This is a genomic window from Paraniabella ginsengisoli (assembly GCF_022513635.1).
Lineage (GTDB): Bacteria > Bacteroidota > Bacteroidia > Chitinophagales > Chitinophagaceae > Niabella > Niabella ginsengisoli.
The window spans coordinates 1075524-1093544 of record NZ_JAKWBL010000001.1 but is presented as its reverse complement, the minus strand read 5'-3'; the positions used below and the strand labels follow the sequence as shown (position 1 = coordinate 1093544).

At 41.0% G+C, this 18021-nt stretch carries 10 protein-coding genes and 4 pseudogenes; 5 read left to right on the top strand and 9 right to left on the bottom strand.

Going from position 1 to position 18021, the window contains the following annotated elements; translation table 11 throughout:
- Window positions 1–21 precede the first annotated feature (21 nt).
- From MKP09_RS06085 to MKP09_RS27900, 9 genes and pseudogenes are all read right to left on the bottom strand, one after another.
- Window positions 22–656 (bottom strand): annotated as a pseudogene (locus tag MKP09_RS06085) (sulfatase-like hydrolase/transferase); the annotation flags it as partial.
- Window positions 641–1477 carry a sulfatase-like hydrolase/transferase gene (locus MKP09_RS06080; RefSeq protein ID WP_240826885.1) on the bottom strand — a complete coding sequence of 279 codons (837 nt, stop codon included), beginning with the start codon at window positions 1475–1477 and terminating at the stop codon, window positions 641–643. The pseudogene MKP09_RS06085 and the gene MKP09_RS06080, both read right to left, overlap by 16 nt.
- Before the next feature lie 259 nt (window positions 1478–1736).
- Complete coding sequence (locus MKP09_RS06075; protein WP_240826884.1) at window positions 1737–2720, bottom strand: alpha-L-fucosidase; 984 nt, start codon at window positions 2718–2720, stop codon at window positions 1737–1739.
- A gap of 113 nt (window positions 2721–2833) precedes the next feature.
- Complete coding sequence (locus MKP09_RS28855) at window positions 2834–3103, bottom strand: RagB/SusD family nutrient uptake outer membrane protein (RefSeq protein ID WP_490355044.1); 270 nt, start codon at window positions 3101–3103, stop codon at window positions 2834–2836.
- Window positions 3103–4557 carry a RagB/SusD family nutrient uptake outer membrane protein gene (locus MKP09_RS06070; RefSeq protein WP_490355035.1) on the bottom strand — a complete coding sequence of 485 codons (1455 nt, stop codon included), beginning with the start codon at window positions 4555–4557 and terminating at the stop codon, window positions 3103–3105. The genes MKP09_RS28855 and MKP09_RS06070 overlap by 1 nt, the downstream gene beginning before the upstream one ends.
- A gap of 11 nt (window positions 4558–4568) precedes the next feature.
- Entirely contained in the window at window positions 4569–7562 is a 2994-nt protein-coding gene (locus MKP09_RS06065) for a SusC/RagA family TonB-linked outer membrane protein (RefSeq protein ID WP_240826883.1), read from the bottom strand.
- Between the two features lie 257 nt (window positions 7563–7819).
- Window positions 7820–8320, bottom strand: coding sequence for a glycoside hydrolase family 95-like protein (locus MKP09_RS06060; RefSeq protein ID WP_240826882.1), 501 nt, complete (start codon window positions 8318–8320; stop codon window positions 7820–7822).
- A gap of 23 nt (window positions 8321–8343) precedes the next feature.
- Window positions 8344–9597, bottom strand: coding sequence for a glycosyl hydrolase family 95 catalytic domain-containing protein (locus MKP09_RS27905; protein ID WP_394801037.1), 1254 nt, complete (start codon window positions 9595–9597; stop codon window positions 8344–8346).
- Window positions 9598–9621: 24 nt separating this feature from the next.
- A pseudogene (locus tag MKP09_RS27900) lies at window positions 9622–10325 on the bottom strand (glycoside hydrolase family 95 protein); the annotation flags it as partial.
- 763 nt (window positions 10326–11088) lie between these two features.
- Between MKP09_RS27900 and MKP09_RS25525 the strand changes: the two are divergent.
- The 5 genes and pseudogenes from MKP09_RS25525 (at window position 11089) to MKP09_RS06030 (ending at window position 17881) form a co-directional block, all read left to right on the top strand.
- Window positions 11089–11745 (top strand): alpha-L-fucosidase, encoded by a 657-nt coding sequence (locus MKP09_RS25525; RefSeq protein WP_317235184.1) that lies wholly within the window; start codon window positions 11089–11091, stop codon window positions 11743–11745.
- Window positions 11648–12877, top strand: coding sequence for an alpha-L-fucosidase (locus MKP09_RS06050; protein WP_317235259.1), 1230 nt, complete (start codon window positions 11648–11650; stop codon window positions 12875–12877). Before MKP09_RS25525 ends, MKP09_RS06050 begins: the two co-directional genes overlap by 98 nt.
- Window positions 12878–13159: 282 nt before the next feature.
- Window positions 13160–14205 (top strand): annotated as a pseudogene (locus MKP09_RS06045) (DUF1549 domain-containing protein); the annotation flags it as partial.
- Window positions 14206–14238: 33 nt separating this feature from the next.
- Window positions 14239–16368: a DUF1553 domain-containing protein gene (locus tag MKP09_RS06040; RefSeq protein WP_394801036.1), complete on the top strand. Its 2130-nt coding sequence runs from the start codon at window positions 14239–14241 to the stop codon at window positions 16366–16368.
- 5 nt (window positions 16369–16373) lie between these two features.
- Window positions 16374–17881, top strand: a pseudogene (locus tag MKP09_RS06030) (DUF1501 domain-containing protein).
- Window positions 17882–18021: the final 140 nt, after the last annotated feature.

The following is an 18021-nucleotide window of genomic DNA, read 5'->3' as shown; positions in this document are numbered from 1 at the left end:
TTTTGACTTTAACTACAAGCCTCACATATTTATCGACGTAAATAAAATCGTTTCCAATTCTTTTGTTCTTTCTTTCATTTCATCAGCCAGGTTTTTTGTTTCGTACGGATCTTTTTTCAGATCGTATAATTCATAAGACCAAGAGCCGTCTTTGCCCGATCGGTTAGGAATGAATTTCCAGTTACCATATCGCAATGCATAATCGCCGGAGTAAGTATGATGCACCATTTGTGTTCTTTTAGATGCGGCATTGGGATCTTTTAAAATTTGTAAAAAACTAATGCCATCGCCTTCGGGTTTTTTCTTGCCCAAAATATCAGCAACTGTTGCATAAATATCCATAATACTTACCAGCTCATTTGTTTTCGTATTTGGCTTCACTACGTTTGGCCATCTTACTATAAACGGCACACGATGTCCGCCTTCGTGCAGCGCACTTTTATAGCCATGCAAATTTCCGCAGCTTTTATGTCCATAATCTTTACCGTCATCACTAACTTTTGTAGCTCCATTGTCGCTCGATATAATTAAAAGCGTATTTTTTCTATCCCCAATTCTTTTAATTTTTTCATCACCTGCCCTACTGTCCAATCAAATTCAGCTACCATATCGCCACGTTCGCCAGCCAGGCTTTTGCCCTTTACGAAATCGGGCGGAGTGCAGGGTCTGTGCGGCGCCGTTGTTGGAAGATATAGAAAAAATGATTTATTTGCCTGCGCATTTTTTCAATAAAGTCCAGCGATTTTTCTGTAAAGGATGAGCCAATTTTAGTATCGTCCCATCCTTCTACCATCCAGCCTTCATGCACTTCTGACGCAGATGTTCCTTTTACGGTTGGTTCTCCTTTTTCACGCCAAACAGTGGGCAAACCCAATGTAAATCTGTTTTCAATAAAAGCAAAAGGTTCCATATTATTACCTCCGCCCAAAATAAAAGAATAGTCAAACCCAAGATCGTTGGGGCCTCCGTAAGATGGGTTTATAAAGTTGACATCTTTTGTACCCTTTACCCCGCTTTCATGCCACTTTTTAGCTTGCGCATACCCAAACCCCTTATTTTGTAAAAAATGAATGCCTAAATGCCACTTGCCAATAACTGCTGTTTTGTATTGCATTGATTGAAACATATCGGCAATAGTTACTTCTGATTTATCAATTAAAGGATCATCAAAAGTTGACCACAACACTTCTCTTTTTAAATCGGAACGCCAGGCATATTTGCCAGTAATAAAGCTGTACCGCGAAGGACTGCATACTGATGACGCCGCATGAGCATCGGTAAACATCATACCTTCCCTGGCCAGCTGGTTCATATTGGGAGTTGGAATTTTTGACTCGGAGTTATAACATGCTACATCGCCATAACCCATATCATCAGCCATAATAAAAATAACATTGGGCTTGCCGCTTTGTCCATTAATAAGTAGCGTTAAAAAAAATGTGGCCAGAAAAAATAACAGGCGGCGCTTACACTTCATAATATTATACTATTTTAAAACCAGGGAACATCGTTTATTTATATTTTAAATATTTACCGGCACATCATTGGGGAAAAGAAAATTCTGAACATATCGTTAGATTTATTAATTTTTAAAGATCTCTAATTTCATCGAGACGCTTGCCAATACTGTACCTTATGACTATAACTCTTAGTTAAGGCCCGACAAAACCATGTCTGTAGCTACATATTAAAAAATAAACAGTTATTAATATTACTCCATTCAAAGTGACTAATACTTAATCTACTTCTTTGCCAGATTTTCGGTTCATCAACACCACCTTTCCAACTTCGCGCAGGCGTTTCAAATAATCGCCGCTAATCAACCCTTCTCTGTCTGGCTGTACGTTAAGCAAATAATTTGTGCTTCGCTCGTTGCAAAAATTTAACCGTTCGGTTATTGTTTTTGCGCTTTGCAATTTCAGCGGCACTTCATTATTCCAAAGCCAGTTTGTAGTGGCTATGCAATCACTCACTTCGCCCGGATTATTTTCGTCTTCACCAGGCAAAGCCCTTGGACCCGGCTTTGAATTTTTCGCCAGATAAGGATATTCGTAGCTATAAATATCGGTTGTCTTGTAATCGCGAGAGTTATTAGCAATCAAAACACATTTAGGTTGAAGCCTGTGCACTAAGCCTTTTAATTGCAGCCAGTGTTTACCTGTGTATTTGTTGGTATATTGATCAAACCATATCATGTCTATTGGGCCATAATTAGTAAGCAACTCGGCCACCTGCTTCTCAACAAAACCGGCATAATCGCCTCTAGCCTCCGGCGGAAGTCCGTGCAGATCGTCTTGCTGTGCAGTGATTTTATATCCCACCGTCTGATCTCTTTTGCTTCCTAATTTTTGAGAATAATCCCCAGGCAGACAATAATAAAGACCTACTTTAAGTCCATATTTTCTGGCAGCATCAACAAAGTCACGGACAATGTCTCCTTTTCCATTTTTATAATTTTTAAAGACCGTAATGTCATGCTTGGTTGTATATTTACTATCCCAAAGACACCAGCCACCTGTATGTTTGGTGGTAAGTACTATATACTTCATACCGGCATTTTTAGCCTCTTTTGCCCATTGCTCGCAACTTAGTTTTGCAGGACTAAAAAGCAGCGGATCCTCATAACCTGTAGCCCACTCCCGATTCACAAAAGTACCCATATTAAAATGAACAAACATGCCGAACTTCCAACTTGTAAACTCATTTTGTCTTTTCCTCATCGCCGCCTCATCAGACTGGGCCATTGACATTCGCGGCCACCCGACGCAGATTAAAACAAAAGAAAAAGCAGAATAGAAGTGTTGTTTTTTTCAATCTTCATACTAACGGTAGATTATTGAATATACCCCGGATTTTGTTCTAACAAAGCTCCTGTGTTACGTTCTATTTCAGAATATGGAATGGGCCAAAGATTATGATAAGGCTCTATCGTAAGCCCTGATTTTTCATTGTATCGTTTAGTACGATCGTATAGCAAGCCCATTCTGCAAAGCGTTACCATTCTTAATTCCTCTACATACAATTCGCGTAGGCGTTCATCCAGTAAGAAATCAAGATTCATCTGTCCTGTGTTTACCAGATGAGCGTTCGCCCTCTCCCTTATTACATTGACATCATCTGCAGCCTTTGAGGGGTCTCCTTTTTTATGTAGGCTTCCGCCCGTAGCAGATAAGTTTCGGCAAGCCTCATCAGATAGACATCTTTCTGATAAACATCACCACTCGAATTCAGCAGCATAATGCCACCAAACGGTGCCATCACTGGGTTTCCGGCAGCATTCTTTTCTAAAACTTCTTGTGGAAAATCGCCTTCAGAAAGCGTTGCTTTTTTAAGAATTGGAAACCAGTTTCTTGTTGTATCAGCAAAGCCGGTGGATTTAGCTTTGTACCCATCTGCTACATAGTATTTTCCATAAGCATCCGAGTTTGCCGGAGGGCCGTCAAGACGTATATCTCGTACAATGTTGTATTCAGAGTTACGCATATCATTCGCGTCATCCCAAACCTCGTAAAGAAAAAAAATGGAAGGACGCATCCAGCCTACTCCCCTGCCTGCAAGCTTATCATTAAACCCTTTTATCGCTGGTTGCGAGGTGGGCGCTTTTCCTCCAACAGACGTAGAAACACGAAGGCTTGCAAGTTGAGGTATGATGGCCCACTGAATAACATCTCTGGTAATGGTTGCGGCGTTTTGATAATCAGCCTGAATGATAAAAATCCCTTCGGTATTACCACTGGTACGGTTCTGGTTATTCAATTCAAAAAGATCTTTGTACACATCACCCGGCCTGGTAGCATGCCGGCCAAACCTTGTCTTCATCAGGCTAAGGCCAGGATAGGATATTACCGAAGAGGCTGCCGTTATGGCTCCATCATAATCTTTTAATGAGATCAGTACTTCTGTCAAAAGATGCTGCGCAGCTTGCTTATTGACGGCACCAGCCTCAACCGCATCTACATTGCCCAAAGTTGTAATAGCCTCTGTAAGATCATTTTTGCATTGCATATATACTTCATCCCGCGTAGCCCTTGTATAATCTTTACGAGGTGTTACGGTTTCTTCCAGCACCAAGGGTACGCCGCCATATAAATTGGCAAGGAAGTTATAGGCCCATGCGCGAAAGAACAGCGCCTGTGTTCTGAACTTTATCCGGTCTGCTTCAGGAATCGCTGTAGAAGTTCTGCTACGGGTAATCACTACGTTGGCATTACTTACTATAAGGTACAAACCCTGCCAAATTTTTTCCGGTACAATAAAGGTTGGTACCATCGTATTTTTATAGTCATTTAATTTGGCGGGAGGGCTATAATCGGTTGCGTTTACTGCAAAATCTGTAGCATACCGCAAAGGAAAATAGGACTCCAGGTGATAACCACCAAATAAGATACTACGCATCTGGTTGTGCAGGTAATTAATGGAAGCCTGATAACCGGCTACGTTGTTAAAGGCGTTGTCCGGCGTATAGAAATCAAGCGGCTCTTCTTCTAAAAATCTATCGCGGTTACAGGAAATGCCAAGAATTGCGATTCCTATTAAAACAATAATAATCTTTTGCATATCTGAATAATTTAAAAATCAAAACTTAAGCCAACCGAATAACTTTTCATCAGCGGATAGGCACCTGTTGCCAGGCCGGTACCGGTTTCGGGGTCCCAACCATCCCAATCCGTTAGTGTAAACAGGTTTTTGCCATTCAGGAAAAGGCGGGCTCTTTTCATTCCTGCTTTTTTAGCGATTGTTTGTGGCAGATCGTAAGACATTGTTAGATCCTGTAACCTGATGAAGTTGCGCTGAATATAAGGTGAAAACTCCTGCCCAATAGAAGTAGTATAAAATCCTAATTGCCGGTAGCGGGCATTAGGATTTTCCGGCGTCCAGTAATCAAAATCAAAGAAATTATTCGTTTGCATATTATCCGGGTTGGGTACCGTTGCAGCCGGCTGCCCGTAGTAATACTTCTTTCCTCCCTGTATGGAATTAATAAAAGCTTTTAACTCAAAGTTTTTATACCTCACCGTATTTAGCCAACTGATACGGTAGGATGGATCTGTATAACCCAGGATTTTCCGGTCTGCGCCAGCAGTAAACGCATTATCGCCGTTCATATCCTCTACCTTGTATGTACCATAGGTAAAGCCAGCAGGGATGATATTTGCACGATAATCTGCTACCTGCCACATACCTATAATATTGTAATCATAAACAACACCAAAAGGTTCATTCATAAATATTTTCGATGCAATGAGGTCATCTTCTTTTCCGTCACCGTTAGCATCAATACCCAAAATGCTGACCACTTTATTCCGATTTAGTGAGAAGTTTACAGAAGTAGACCAGTTAAAGTTTTCTCCCTGAACAGGATCTGCATTCAACGCAAGCTCAATACCTTTATTACTCAGCTTGCCGATATTCATTGGAATAGTAGTAAGACCGTTAACGGACGGTATATTCACGGTGTACAAAAGGTCTGAAGTATTAGCGCTGTAAAGATTCAGTTCACCAGAAATTCGATGTTTTAAGAACGCGAAATCTACTCCCACATTAAAAGTTCTTGTGGTTTCCCAGCGCAGGCTTTTATTAGACAATTGAGTAATGTTCTGCCCTTGTTGTGCCAGGCCACCATCTCCATACAAATAACCATTATTAAATGATGTAGTAAGGGTTGAAAGCGTCTGATAGCGACCCACAGTACGGTTGCCATTAGCACCATAGGAAAGCCGCAACCGCAGTTCATCCAAAGCAGTCAGATGGTCGTCCATAAAAGATTCCTTGCGGATATTCCAGGCAAAAGCTGCTGAAGGGAAACTGGCAATCTTATTATCCGGAGCAAACCCTGAAAAGCCATCATTACGCAGCGTTCCGGTAAATACATAGCGATCTTTAAAACCATAAATAAGCCTATACATTTGGTATAAACTAGTTTCTTTCCATGCAGCGGAACCCACCTTTTGCAACACCGCACTGCCAAATTCAAGACCATTGTATCCTAACGCAGGATTATCAAAACCAGCAGCGCTGGCGCCAGTACTATCGAACTTATTAATTTCATAACCATATACAAAAGTTGCATTGATATCATGATCTCCAAAGCTTCTTTTATAATTCAGAATATTATCAAGCGTCTGGTTGTATCGCGAGCTATTTGATTTAGAAGCGGTGCCGGTAAAATTTTGTCCGAAAGGATTGAAATTATACGCCCTTTCCTGAATGTAGTTGTTACCAAAATTAACCCGATAATTCAGTCCCTTTACAAAGGGAATGTTCAGATCTGCATACACGAGCCCGAAAAGGTTATTACGTTTATCAAAATTGTCCTGAGTTACCTCTAATAAAGGATTTAATGCCGCGCGATTAGGTAAGCGTATAAGCTCCCCTGCCGAGTCCTTATACGCCATTTGGGGTGCCAACGTAAATATGTTTGCTAAGTTGGGAGAAACTCCGGAGTAGTCGTTGATACTGTACGAAGACTGAATCCCCATTTTCAGCCAGTCAGTTATTTTACTTTCCAGATTTAACCGCATACTATACCGCTTATAGGTGTCGTTGATTACAACATTCTCCTGATCGGTATAACCCAGGCTAAAGTAATAAGAAGATTGCTCTGTTCTGCCGCTCACTCCAACGTCATAGTTCTGAATCATCGGCGTTTGGTTGGTAAGTAAATCCCACCAATTCGTATTGGTTCCGTTCTGAATTCCGGTTGCTACTTCTGCCGGCACCACCTTCAATACATCCCATGACGGGTTAGGGCTTAGCAGATCATCGCCTGTTCGGCTTTGCGTCAGGAAGCGGTCAGCCCTCAGCCGCAGGTAACCTTCGGCATCCAACGGCAACATATCATCATTCCCTATCTTTTGAAAAGTGAGTGATGTATTTAATGAAACAGTTGGCCGCTTACCTGCCGTTCCTGTTTTAGTAGTCAGTAACAATACACCATTTGAAGCTTGCGAACCATAAATAGCAGCAGCGCTTGCATCTTTAAGTATATCTACAGTAGCAATATCAGCCGGATTAATGTCGCTTAAGTTTCCCCTGTAAATAATTCCGTCTAGAACAATTAACGGAGCGCTGGTACCGGATAGAGAAACCCTTCCTCTAATAGAAATAGACGGTGTAGCGCCAGCCCTGTTTACTGCTCCAACATTTAAACCAGCTACCGAACCTTGCAGAGATTGAAGAATATTAGTATTTGGTGACTCCTTAAACGCTTTCAGATTAGCTCTGGAAACGGCACCCGTTACATCTTTTTTCTGGGCTGTTCCATAACCAATTACCACCACTTCCTCCAGATCGCTGGCTTGTCCTGTAAGTGTTACGGATACTGACTCCCGGCCGCTCAACGTCTCTTCTATAGTTGAAAAACCAACACCGCTAAATACGAGTACCGCTTCTGCCGATGCAACATCAATAGAATAATTTCCCTTATTATCCGTAGTAGTTCCGCCAGGCGCGCCTTTTACTGTTACGCTAATGCCTGCGAGAGCTGTACCGTTGTTGTCTGTTACTGTTCCTGTAATGCGTTTGGTCTGGCCTTGTCCTTCAACATAAAAAGTTGAAAGCAAAAAAGTAAAAAGAAAAGTATCGTTTTACCTGACAAATGTAGGCGTCCCTCTAATGAAGGATTTTCTTTTTCCATGCAGCAATTGTTTTATTTTATAAAATTTTATTGATAATTATTCTTGAATGATGAGAGAGCTACTATGAACAATACAACCGTTTTATAAGCAATGTAAAGGTAGACGTGTAAAACATCGAAAAAATGGATTATAATATAAAAAAATGGATTATACTATGGGCGTAAAGTATCAATTATTCGCTTCTAAACTGGAAGACAAACATCAGCGTGCTTTGCACCTTCACGAAAACGAACCCCGTTATTACTTTTTATATAATAAGATCTCATCCCCTGCTTTAACATCAATATGATATTCATAAAATTTTGGAACAAGCAGATCAGGAAAAGATGTTTTTTATGATCGAGAAATGCACCGGGATTCATTGGAGACAATAAAATGTTTGGTTCTTTTTCGCTCCTTATTTTTCCCCCTTTTATACGTAATGGAACCGCGCTGCGAACAGGAAGCACACCATCTTTACCCACTATTATTTTTGCCTGCTTTAAAGTATGCTTATTCCATTCGATATCTACTTCAAAATCTCCCCGAGCTTTAAGCCCTGAAACCTTACCACTATTCCATCTTTCGGGCAGGGCAGGAAGAATATGCACAAAGCCATCGTGCGATTGTAACAGCATTTCGGCTATGCCTGCAGTTGCGCCAAAATTGCCATCGATCTGAAAAGGCGGACAAGCATCAAACATATTAGGATAAGATCCGGAACCTTTCAGTTTCGGATCGTTTTCTTTACAAGGCGAATAAGTTTTTCTAAAATACCTAACGCATGATTGCCATCATACATGCGCGCCCACATGTTCACCTTCCAGCCTAACGACCAGCCGGTGGCCTCATCTCCCCTTCTTATTAAAACCTGCTTTACGGCTTTAGCAAGTTCGGGTGTAGTTGTAGGCGTTATCTGGTTGCCGGGATGAAACGGGTACAAATGCGAAATGTGGCGATGGCGTATATCTCCATCTTTAAAATCAAACTGCCATTCCTGTAGCTGGGCATGTTCGCCAATTTGATAAGGTAACAGCTTGGCTTTCTTTTCTGTAATTTCTTTTCGCAGTTCGGCATCTTCAATTCCTAAAATATCAAGCGCCTGAAGATAGCGGTCAAAACTTTCTCTGATAAGCGCCATATCCATTGTTGGCCCGGGGCTTTGTGTTGATTGTCCGCCGGTATACTTAAAATTCTGCTCGGGTGAATGGCCTACAGGTGTTACCAAATACCCGTCTTTATTGGGTTTCAGCCAGTCTTTATAAAACACCACCGCACCCCGAAGCAGCGGATAAGCTTCTTCTCTTAAAAATTTTTGATCGCCGGTAAAAAGATAACGTTCCCAAAAATGACTTACCAGCCAGCCCGACGCTACCGGCCAGAAAGAACACGCACAATTATCAACCGGGCCGGCATGACGCCAAATGGAAGTGTTGTGATTGGCCATCCATCCGTCAAGGCCATACATAGATCTGGCCAGTTTAGCACCGTTAACAGATAACTCTTTGATCGCTTTAAAGTAAGGTTCGTGGCACTCGGAAAGATTGGTAACCTCGGCAGGCCAATAATTCATTTCTAAATTGATGTTAATGGTGTAAGCCGCTGTCCATGGTGGAAGCAATTTATCATTCCAAATACCTTGCAGGTTTAATGGCTGCCCGCCCGGCCTTGAACCGGCTATCATTAAATAGCGTCCAAATTTAAAAAACAATGCAGCCAGGTTTTCATCGCCCCCTTCTTTGTAGCGCATAATCCGCTGATCAGTTGGCAAGCCGGCATATTTTGTTTCGTTGTTGATGGATAAATCAGCACGATTGAAAAGCTTGGTATAGTCTGCAATGTGTCGGTTTTTAATCGTTGCATAATCGGCGTTTTCTATCTTCTGTAAATAAGAAATAGTGCGTTGTTCCGGCAAATCTTTATCCAACGGGCTTTCATCAACTGTTGTAAAGCTGGTAGCAGCGGTAAGTAAAATGGTCATTTCTGATACATCAGAAAATATCAATTTTCCGTTTTCATAACTTATTTTTCCATCTGTATTCTTTACTTTAATACGCGATTGAAAATACATACCTAAATTATCGGCCTCTTCATTATATAATAATTGTGCTGCCTTCGGTTTTCTGCTGCGATCTAAGTTGAAGATTTCAGGATATTTATGTTGATCTCCAAATTTTTCTATCTGATCTATTCCTCTTAGAACTCCAAAGCCCGGAGCGCGCGCATTAAGATATAACGTGTGGCCTTTACCACCAAGCTTCATTGCCGGCTCGTGAGGTGTTGAAAAGGAAATAGAGCCGCTCATGGCATCAGAGCCATTTGCGGTAAACTTAATGGCAAAAATATGATCGGGATAACTGGCAATAGTTTCGCGCTCATACTTTGTATTGCCAATGGTGTAGGATACTTTGTGAATGGATTTGGAAAGATCAAGCACACGTTTGTAATCAGACACTTTGCCTTTATGATCCATTTCAATCCAAAGGTCGCTCATGGGCTGGTACATGCTTTGCGAGCGGCCCAGCCAGTTTTTTGAATAAGTAATTGGGCTTCGGCGTACTTGCCTTCGTCTAATAACGCCATCACTTCGTTATAATCTTTTCTTATGCTAAAGCTCTCATACTTTTGGGTTGGGTCGCCGCTATAAAGCGTGGATTCGTTTAACTGAATATGCTCTTTAAACGGATCGCCAAAAATCATTCCGCCCATGTAGGTATTACCAATGGGCAGGGCTTCCGTCCATACTTCTGCGGGTTTGTCATAATACAAGTTGCTGTTTGTTTGACTAAACATTGTTGTTGCCAACAACAAAAGGATCAGATTAAGGCAGGCTTTTATCATCATTTTAAAAGTTCTTGGTTGTAAAAAATTCTTAAAAAAACATCTCAACGATGCTTATAGTCATCTTCATAATGAATGCTTCACGACAAATATTGTTTAATTATTTTTCGTCTGTTCGGTTCAAAAAATAGCAATTAATCGATCTGAAAATCTTACCTGAATAACAATCAATTCGCGCTCTCAAAGATACTTGACCGAGATTCAGATAAAATGGACTTTAGATTAAAAAAATGGATTATTCTATGGTCTTATCTCTTATTATTCTCCTAAGAGATATAAGGTATAATATCACCGAATAATATATAGCATGTTATTCCATGTTTTTCGACTTTATAAGTACAAAAATGCATAAAGTGATCAAGAGTTAAAATAAGGATTATAGATTTTCGTGATGAGATTCAAAAGCAAGTTTATCGCGGAGATATAATCAAGCGGCCAAGCAAAATGACAAATCGGAAAATTATTTACTATTTATCGTAGCATAATCCATTATTTACACATATAATCCATTCTTTTTGTGATTGCTCTATAATAACCTTTGTTCAAGAATTAGTTTGCCCAATTCCTTTTAAGAAGAATCACATTATTGAAAGCAAATTCAGCATTTTTTATATAACAACTACTAACATATATGAAAATCAAATTAATGTTACTTGCTATTGTTTTTGGATGGTCCGTATCCTCCTGTATAGCGCAAAAAGGAATGGAAGAGATGTGGGGAAATACAGCAGCTCAGGAACCTACCAATGTTCAGTGGTTTAAAGATGCCAAATTCGGCATGTTCATACATTGGGGACTGTATTCAGATTATGCAGGGAACTGGAAAGGTAAAAATTATTATGGATCTGGTGAATGGATTATGCAAAGAGGCAAAATTCCTATAAAAGAATATCGTAAGATAACAAAAACCTTTAACCCTGTTGATTTTAATGCAGATGAATGGACTCAGATTGCTGCTGATGCGGGCATGAAATATATGGTTATCACGGCTAAGCACCATGATGGCTTTGCGATGTACGATTCAAAAGTATCAGATTTTAATATTGTCAAAGCAACGCCTTATAAAAAAGACCCGATGAAAGCCCTTTCAGCTGCTGCAAGAAAAAAGGTATTCAGTTCGGATTTTATTATTCGCAGTTTCAGGATTGGAACGAGCCTAACGGAGGAAATAACAGTTGGGACTTTGACGAATCCAAAAAGATTATCAACAATATTATCGTCAAAAAGCAATACCCCAGCTAAAAGAATTACTTACCAATTATGGGCCACTCGGCATCATTTGGTTTGATACGCCGGGTGGTATGACGAAGCAGCAAACACAGAATTTTATTAATGAACTGCGGGTATTACAACCAAAAAGTTTATTCAGTAGCCGGGTAGGTCATGGTTTAGGAGATTATGTAGATTTTGGTGACTCAGAAATACCGGCGGCACCGGTTAACGGCGCTTGGGAATCTATCTTTACACATAATGATTCCTGGGGTTATATTCAGCACGATTTTAATTTTAAATCTTCAGAACAAATTATTCACATATTATCAGAAGTGGCATCAAAAGGCGGCAACCTTATGTTAAATGTTGGCCCTGACGGAAAAGGTAATTTCCCTTACTATTCTGTAAAATATTTGAAAGAAACCGGAGCATGGCTGAAGAAGAACGGAGAAAGTATTTATGGCTCTACTTACGGCTTTATACCAAAGCAGACCTGGGGCGTTACAACAGCCAAACCTGGCAAATTATTTTTACACGTTTGGAACAGGCCGTTTAATGAAAAAGTATTGGTTCCCGGATTTAGCAACCAGGTAAGCAAAGTATATACCCTGGTTGGCAAGAAAGCATTACCGTTTTCCAAAAAATCGAAAGATTTGGATGTTGATATGTCTTCGATAATAGATAACAAAAGTCCCAACACCGTTATAGTTGTGGAATACAGCGGAAAGCCACAGGCGCTTAATTCGACTCAACCCATAACCGTTTCGTCACAATACGCGGAAAATATAATTGATGCCGTATTTGCAAAAACCACAGGCAAAGCAAACGTGAAAAAGTTCACACACAGTAGCTACTTTGGTGTATGGCATCATACCACCTGTGTTGCGGATATGAAATCACCAGAGGATAGCACCTCTTTTGCAATCCGGATTACCGAACCAGGAGATTATAAACTGACTTTGGAATACTCCTGTGCAGATGAAGATTCCAAACAGGAAGGTGTTCTGACAATTGGTGGAAAAAAATTTATGTTCGAAACGCTAAGAACAGCAAAACACGAGACATGGAAACCAATGCTTTTTATTAAGCATGCGGTGGCAATTTTCTCAACAGATAAGCCCGGTTTATTTAATGTCACAATACGGCCTTATCAAAAAGGTAAAGAATTATTCAAATTAAAATCAATAATTGTTGAGCCGATCAAATAGTTGATTCTCATTCTTTGTGCGAAGCAGGTTTTGTCTGCATATAAGAATATAATACAATTTCGAAAACGAATGTACCACATTGTTGAAATACCGGCTACTATTTAGGTCAGCTAGCCTGCGTTTAAAAGTAGTCAGAGCTCGTTCATAAATTCTCATTTAAAATCATAATGCCGATTTTCTGATACTGTTGATTTTAAAAAATTGAAAATGTATAAAGATGCGTTGGATTAAGATTATAATTTATAGTTATATTATCATTATTTTGTATAAATATTTTGCTATATGAGTTGCCGCCTTTTTATATTAATAGTTGGCACAGCGTTTTTGTATTCCTGTGCGCCAAGTTTACCAGATGATGTAGAGACCGCTTATAATATGCTGCCCAAAAAAGTTGAGTTTAATAAACACGTTAAACCCATTCTTTCCGATAAATGTTTTGCATGTCACGGGCCAGATAAAGCCAGTCAGAAAGCGGGTTTGAGGCTCGATATTGCCGATGCCGCTTATGCCGAACTGCCCGAAACACCAGGTAAGCGCGCAATTGTACCTGGCAGCTTAAGAAAAAGTGAATTGTTTAAAAGAATTATTACCGACGATCCGGATTTAATAATGCCCGATCCTTCTTCGCACCTTACGCTTAGCGCACACGAAAAAGCGGTTTTGGTTAAATGGATTGAAGACGGTGCCGAATACAAGCCACATTGGGCATTTATTAAACCCGAAGAACATGAGATTCCGGATGTGGCTGATGAAGATCGTGTTGTAAATCCGATTGACAATTTTATAATAAACAGGCTTGAGCAAGAAAATTTAAGTCTTTCGCCCGAAGCCGACAAAGCCATTTTGCTACGTCGCGTAAGTTTGGATCTTACCGGCCTGCCGCCCACCATTGCAGAAACAGAAGATTTTTTAAAAGATAAAAGTGCCAACGCTTACGAAAAGCAAGTGGATAGGTTGATGGCTTCGCCTCATTATGGCGAACGCATTGCTGTTGACTGGTTAGATGCAGCCGCTACGCCGATTCGCACGGGTATTCCGTCGATCAGATTAGAGACATGTCGCCCTGGCGCGATTGGGTGATTCAATCTTTCAATCAAAATCTTCCTTATAACGATTTTATTATTTGGCAATTAGCAGGAGATTTATTGCCCAATCCCACACGCGAACAGCTTATTGCTACTGCGTTTAACCGCAATCACCAACAAAATATGGAAGGCGGTATTGTGGATGAAGAATTCAGAATAGAATATGTAGCCGATCGTATCAATACAACATCGCAGGCATTTATGGCCTTAACGGCCGAATGTGCGCGCTGTCACGATCATAAGTTTGATCCTATATCGCAAAAAGAATATTTTCAAATGTTCAGCTTCTTTAATAATGTAAAAGAAGCCGGACAAATATCCTGGGATAATGCCATGCCGGTGCCAACCCTTTTGCTTACCACAAAAGAAGAGGATAAAATAATTGCTTATCTAAATAATCAAACTGCTCAAAAAGAAAATCAGCTAAAGCAGGTTCAACAACAGGAGGCAAGCAAAGCCGAAGCATGGATTAACACCGGTGGCTATAAAAACGGATTGCGTAAAACATTTCCGAACGACATGGTGGCGCATTTTTCTTTAAAAGGAAATTTAAACAATAGCGTCAAAAAAGGCGAACCCGGTAGCATGAGGCGCGGCTTGGGAGGCCCCATAATTGAAAAGCCCGTGTTTACTAATACGGAAAAAGGGAAGTCGGTTTTGTTAAATGGAGACACATGGGTTGATTGTGGAAAAACGGCTACTTATAGCAAGTCCGAACCGTTTAGTGTTGGCATTTGGGTCAACATTCCTAAAGCTTTAAAAGACGGCGTAATATTTCATCGTTGCTCTTCTTCGCAACTGTATAATTATCGCGGGTTCAGCTTGGGCGTAACCAATCATTTGTTAGAGTTAAAAATGGCACATACCGCGCCGTACAATGCCATCATCGAATTTTCTAAACAGCCCGTGCCTAAAGACAAATGGATACAACTTACCGTTACTTACGACGGGTCGGGTAAAGCAGCCGGTTACAAAGTATTTTTAAACGGCGCTGAAATAGCAACCACCGTTGATCAGGATAATTTGTATAAAGATATAATGCTCAACGAAACGCTGGGATTGCAAATAGGTGCGTGGGACAGAGGCAAAGGACTTACCAACGGAAAAGTGAACGACGTGGTTGTGTTTGACAGAGCCTTAACGGGTATTGAAGTAAAGCAGCTTTCTGATGCGGGTACATTTGAAACAATTATTCGTAAAGAGCCTTCAACGCTTACGGCGCAGGAGCGCACGGCATTAAAAGAATATTTTTTATCCAATACTTCCGATACGATACAAAAATTAAAAGAAGAACTGAAAGAAATAAGAATGGCCAAGGCCGATACCGTAGAGCCTATACGTGAGCTGATGATTATGCAGGAAATGGAAAAGCCCCGCCCCGCTTATATTTTAGACCGTGGTGTATATGATTCGCCTACGGAAAAAGTAACGCCGGATGTACCCGAAGCTATTTTCCCAATGCAGGCCAACTTACCGCGCAACAGACTGGGTTTTGCAAAATGGTTGACACACCCCGATCATCCGTTAACAGCAAGAGTGGCCGTAAACCGTTATTGGCAGCTGTTTTTCGGCAAAGGGCTTGTAAAAACTACAGAAGATTTCGGCAACCAGGGCGAGCTACCTTCACATCCCGAATTGCTTGATTGGCTTTCGGTACAATTTGTAAAAAGTGGATGGAATGTAAAAGCGCTTTTGAAAATGATGGTAATGTCGGCCACCTATCGCCAAAGTTCGGTTATCGATAAAAAGCTATTAGAAAAAGATCCGGAAAATATATTGTTAGCAAGATCTTCACCATCAAGATTAACGGCTGAAATGATAAGAGACAATGCATTGTTTGCATCCCAATTATTGAATGATACAATTGGCGGAAGAAGCGTGTATCCATACCAGCCACCGGATTTGTGGCGCATGACGGGCACATATTACCCGCAGGATAAAGGTCGCGATGTGTATAGACGTGGATTATACACAGTTTGGAGAAGATCATCGCCCAACCCCACACAGGCAACTTTTGATGTAGGCATCAGAACCAGTTGTATGGTAAGAAGGCAAAAAACCAACACGCCATTACAGGCTTTGATAACGCTGAACGATCCCACTTTTGTGGAAGCCGCCAAAGTTTTGGGCGAAAAGATGACCCGCATGAATAATGATAAAGCCGGCATCAGCTATGCTTTCAGAAGCCTTACCGGCAGAAAGCCAACCAATAAAGAACTGGCTTTGCTGGTACAGCTTCAGCAAGTACAATATCAAAAGTTTAAAACCCATCCTGCAAAAATGAGCGGCTGGCTTAATGCAGGTATGTACAAAATAGATTCTACGCTGCCTAAAGAAAAATTAGCTGCCAACGCAGTAGTAGCCAGCAGTATTATTAATACCGATGCAAGCATCACTAAAAGATAAATGGTATGTGTAATCATCATCACGATACGCCTTTTGACCCGCTCAATAAAGATTTAGATCAGGTTAAAAAACAATTAGACCGACGAACTTTTCTTACCAAAACCTCCATGGGTCTTGGAGCCTTAGCCTTAGGGTCTTTGTTAGGAAAATCCTGTGGCAACAAGCCATCGGCAATAACCGCAGCGGCTGCGCCTTTAGAAGAAGGAGTTACGCAAACGGTATTTCCTAATTATTTACCAAAGGCCAAAAGAATTGTTTACTTGTTTCAAAGTGGCGGGCCTTCTCAATTTGAGTTATTCGATTACAAACCTGGGTTGCATAAATACCAGGGGCAGGATTTACCGCCGTCCATCAGAGGAGATCAGCGGCTTACCGGTATGAGTGCCGACCAGTCGGAGTTTCCCGTTGCTTCTTCAATATTTAATTTTCAACAATACGGTCAATCTAAAGCATGGGTTAGCGAGCTAATGCCTCACACCGCAGGCGTGGTGGATGATTTATGTTTTATTAAATCGATGCATACAGATGCCATCAATCACGATCCGGCTACCACTTTTTTCAAACAGGAAATCAAATTGCAGGCCGCCCGTCAATTGGGGCCTGGATGAGTTACGGCTTAGGGTCTGACAATGAAAATCTGCCCACTTTTATTGTGCTGGTATCTAAAAATGGAAGCGGACAGCCTTTAATGGCGCGGCTTTGGAGCAATGGGTTTCTGCCATCGCGCCACCAGGGCGTGGAGTTTAGAGGCGGAAAAGACCCGGTATTATTTTTAAGTGATCCTGAAGGATATGATGGTAAAGATAGAGGCGAAATGCTTGAATATCTTAAAAAGCTGAATAAGCTGCAGGCAGATAGTTATGGTGATCCGGAAATTAATACGCGCATTGCGCAATATGAAATGGCGTATCGTATGCAAACTTCGGTTCCGGAAGTTACTGACATGAGCAAGGAGCCGGATTGGGTGTACGATATGTATGGCGAAGATAGCCGCGACCCCGGCACTTACGCTGATTGCCTGCTGGCGCGAAAGCTGTTGGAAAAAGATGTAAAGTTTGTGCAGCTTTATCATCAAGGATGGGATCAGCATGGCAACTTACCCGGCGGCATAAAATCGCAATGCCAAAAAACAGATCAGGGAACAGCCGCACTGATTAAAGATTTAAAACAAAGAGGTTTGCTGGAAGATACTTTGGTGGTTTGGGGCGGAGAATTTGGCAGAACTGTTTACTCGCAAGGCAAGTTAACAGCAGATGATTATGGGCGAGACCACCACCCACGTTGCTTTACCATGTGGATGGCCGGTGCCGGCGTTAAACCCGGATTTACTTACGGAGAAACGGATGATTTTGGTTACAATATTGTAAAAGATCCGGTACATGTACACGATTTTCATGCTACATTATTACATCTTTTTGGAATTAATCATGAAGAGCTTGTATATAAATATCAGGGTAGAAGATTTAGATTGACAGATGTATCGGGCCATGTGGTAAAAGGGATTCTTAGTTAACAATAATTAATGTTGTTCGAGGCGTCTTCGCCTCGAACGATTATGCTATCGCCTCCAGGCGATTAAAAAAGATCTCCAAAACTCCTATTATTTCACTCGAACTATTTTGACATAACTATTCAACAACATTTTTTTCAAAC

What these genes read in the sequence shown, in the direction of transcription:
- MKP09_RS06080 (WP_240826885.1), bottom strand. Translation starts at nt 1,477, where the DNA reads ATGAAGTGTAAGCGCCGCCTGTTATTTTTTCTGGCCACATTTTTTTTA.
- MKP09_RS06075 (WP_240826884.1), bottom strand. Translation starts at nt 2,720, where the DNA reads ATGAGGAAAAGACAAAATGAGTTTACAAGTTGGAAGTTCGGCATGTTT.
- MKP09_RS06070 (WP_490355035.1), bottom strand. Translation starts at nt 4,557, where the DNA reads ATGCAAAAGATTATTATTGTTTTAATAGGAATCGCAATTCTTGGCATT.
- MKP09_RS06060 (WP_240826882.1), bottom strand. Translation starts at nt 8,320, where the DNA reads ATGTTTGATGCTTGTCCGCCTTTTCAGATCGATGGCAATTTTGGCGCA.
- MKP09_RS27905 (WP_394801037.1), bottom strand. Translation starts at nt 9,597, where the DNA reads ATGACCATTTTACTTACCGCTGCTACCAGCTTTACAACAGTTGATGAA.
- MKP09_RS25525 (WP_317235184.1), top strand. Translation starts at nt 11,089, where the DNA reads ATGAAAATCAAATTAATGTTACTTGCTATTGTTTTTGGATGGTCCGTA.
- MKP09_RS06040 (WP_394801036.1), top strand. Translation starts at nt 14,239, where the DNA reads ATGTTCAGCTTCTTTAATAATGTAAAAGAAGCCGGACAAATATCCTGG.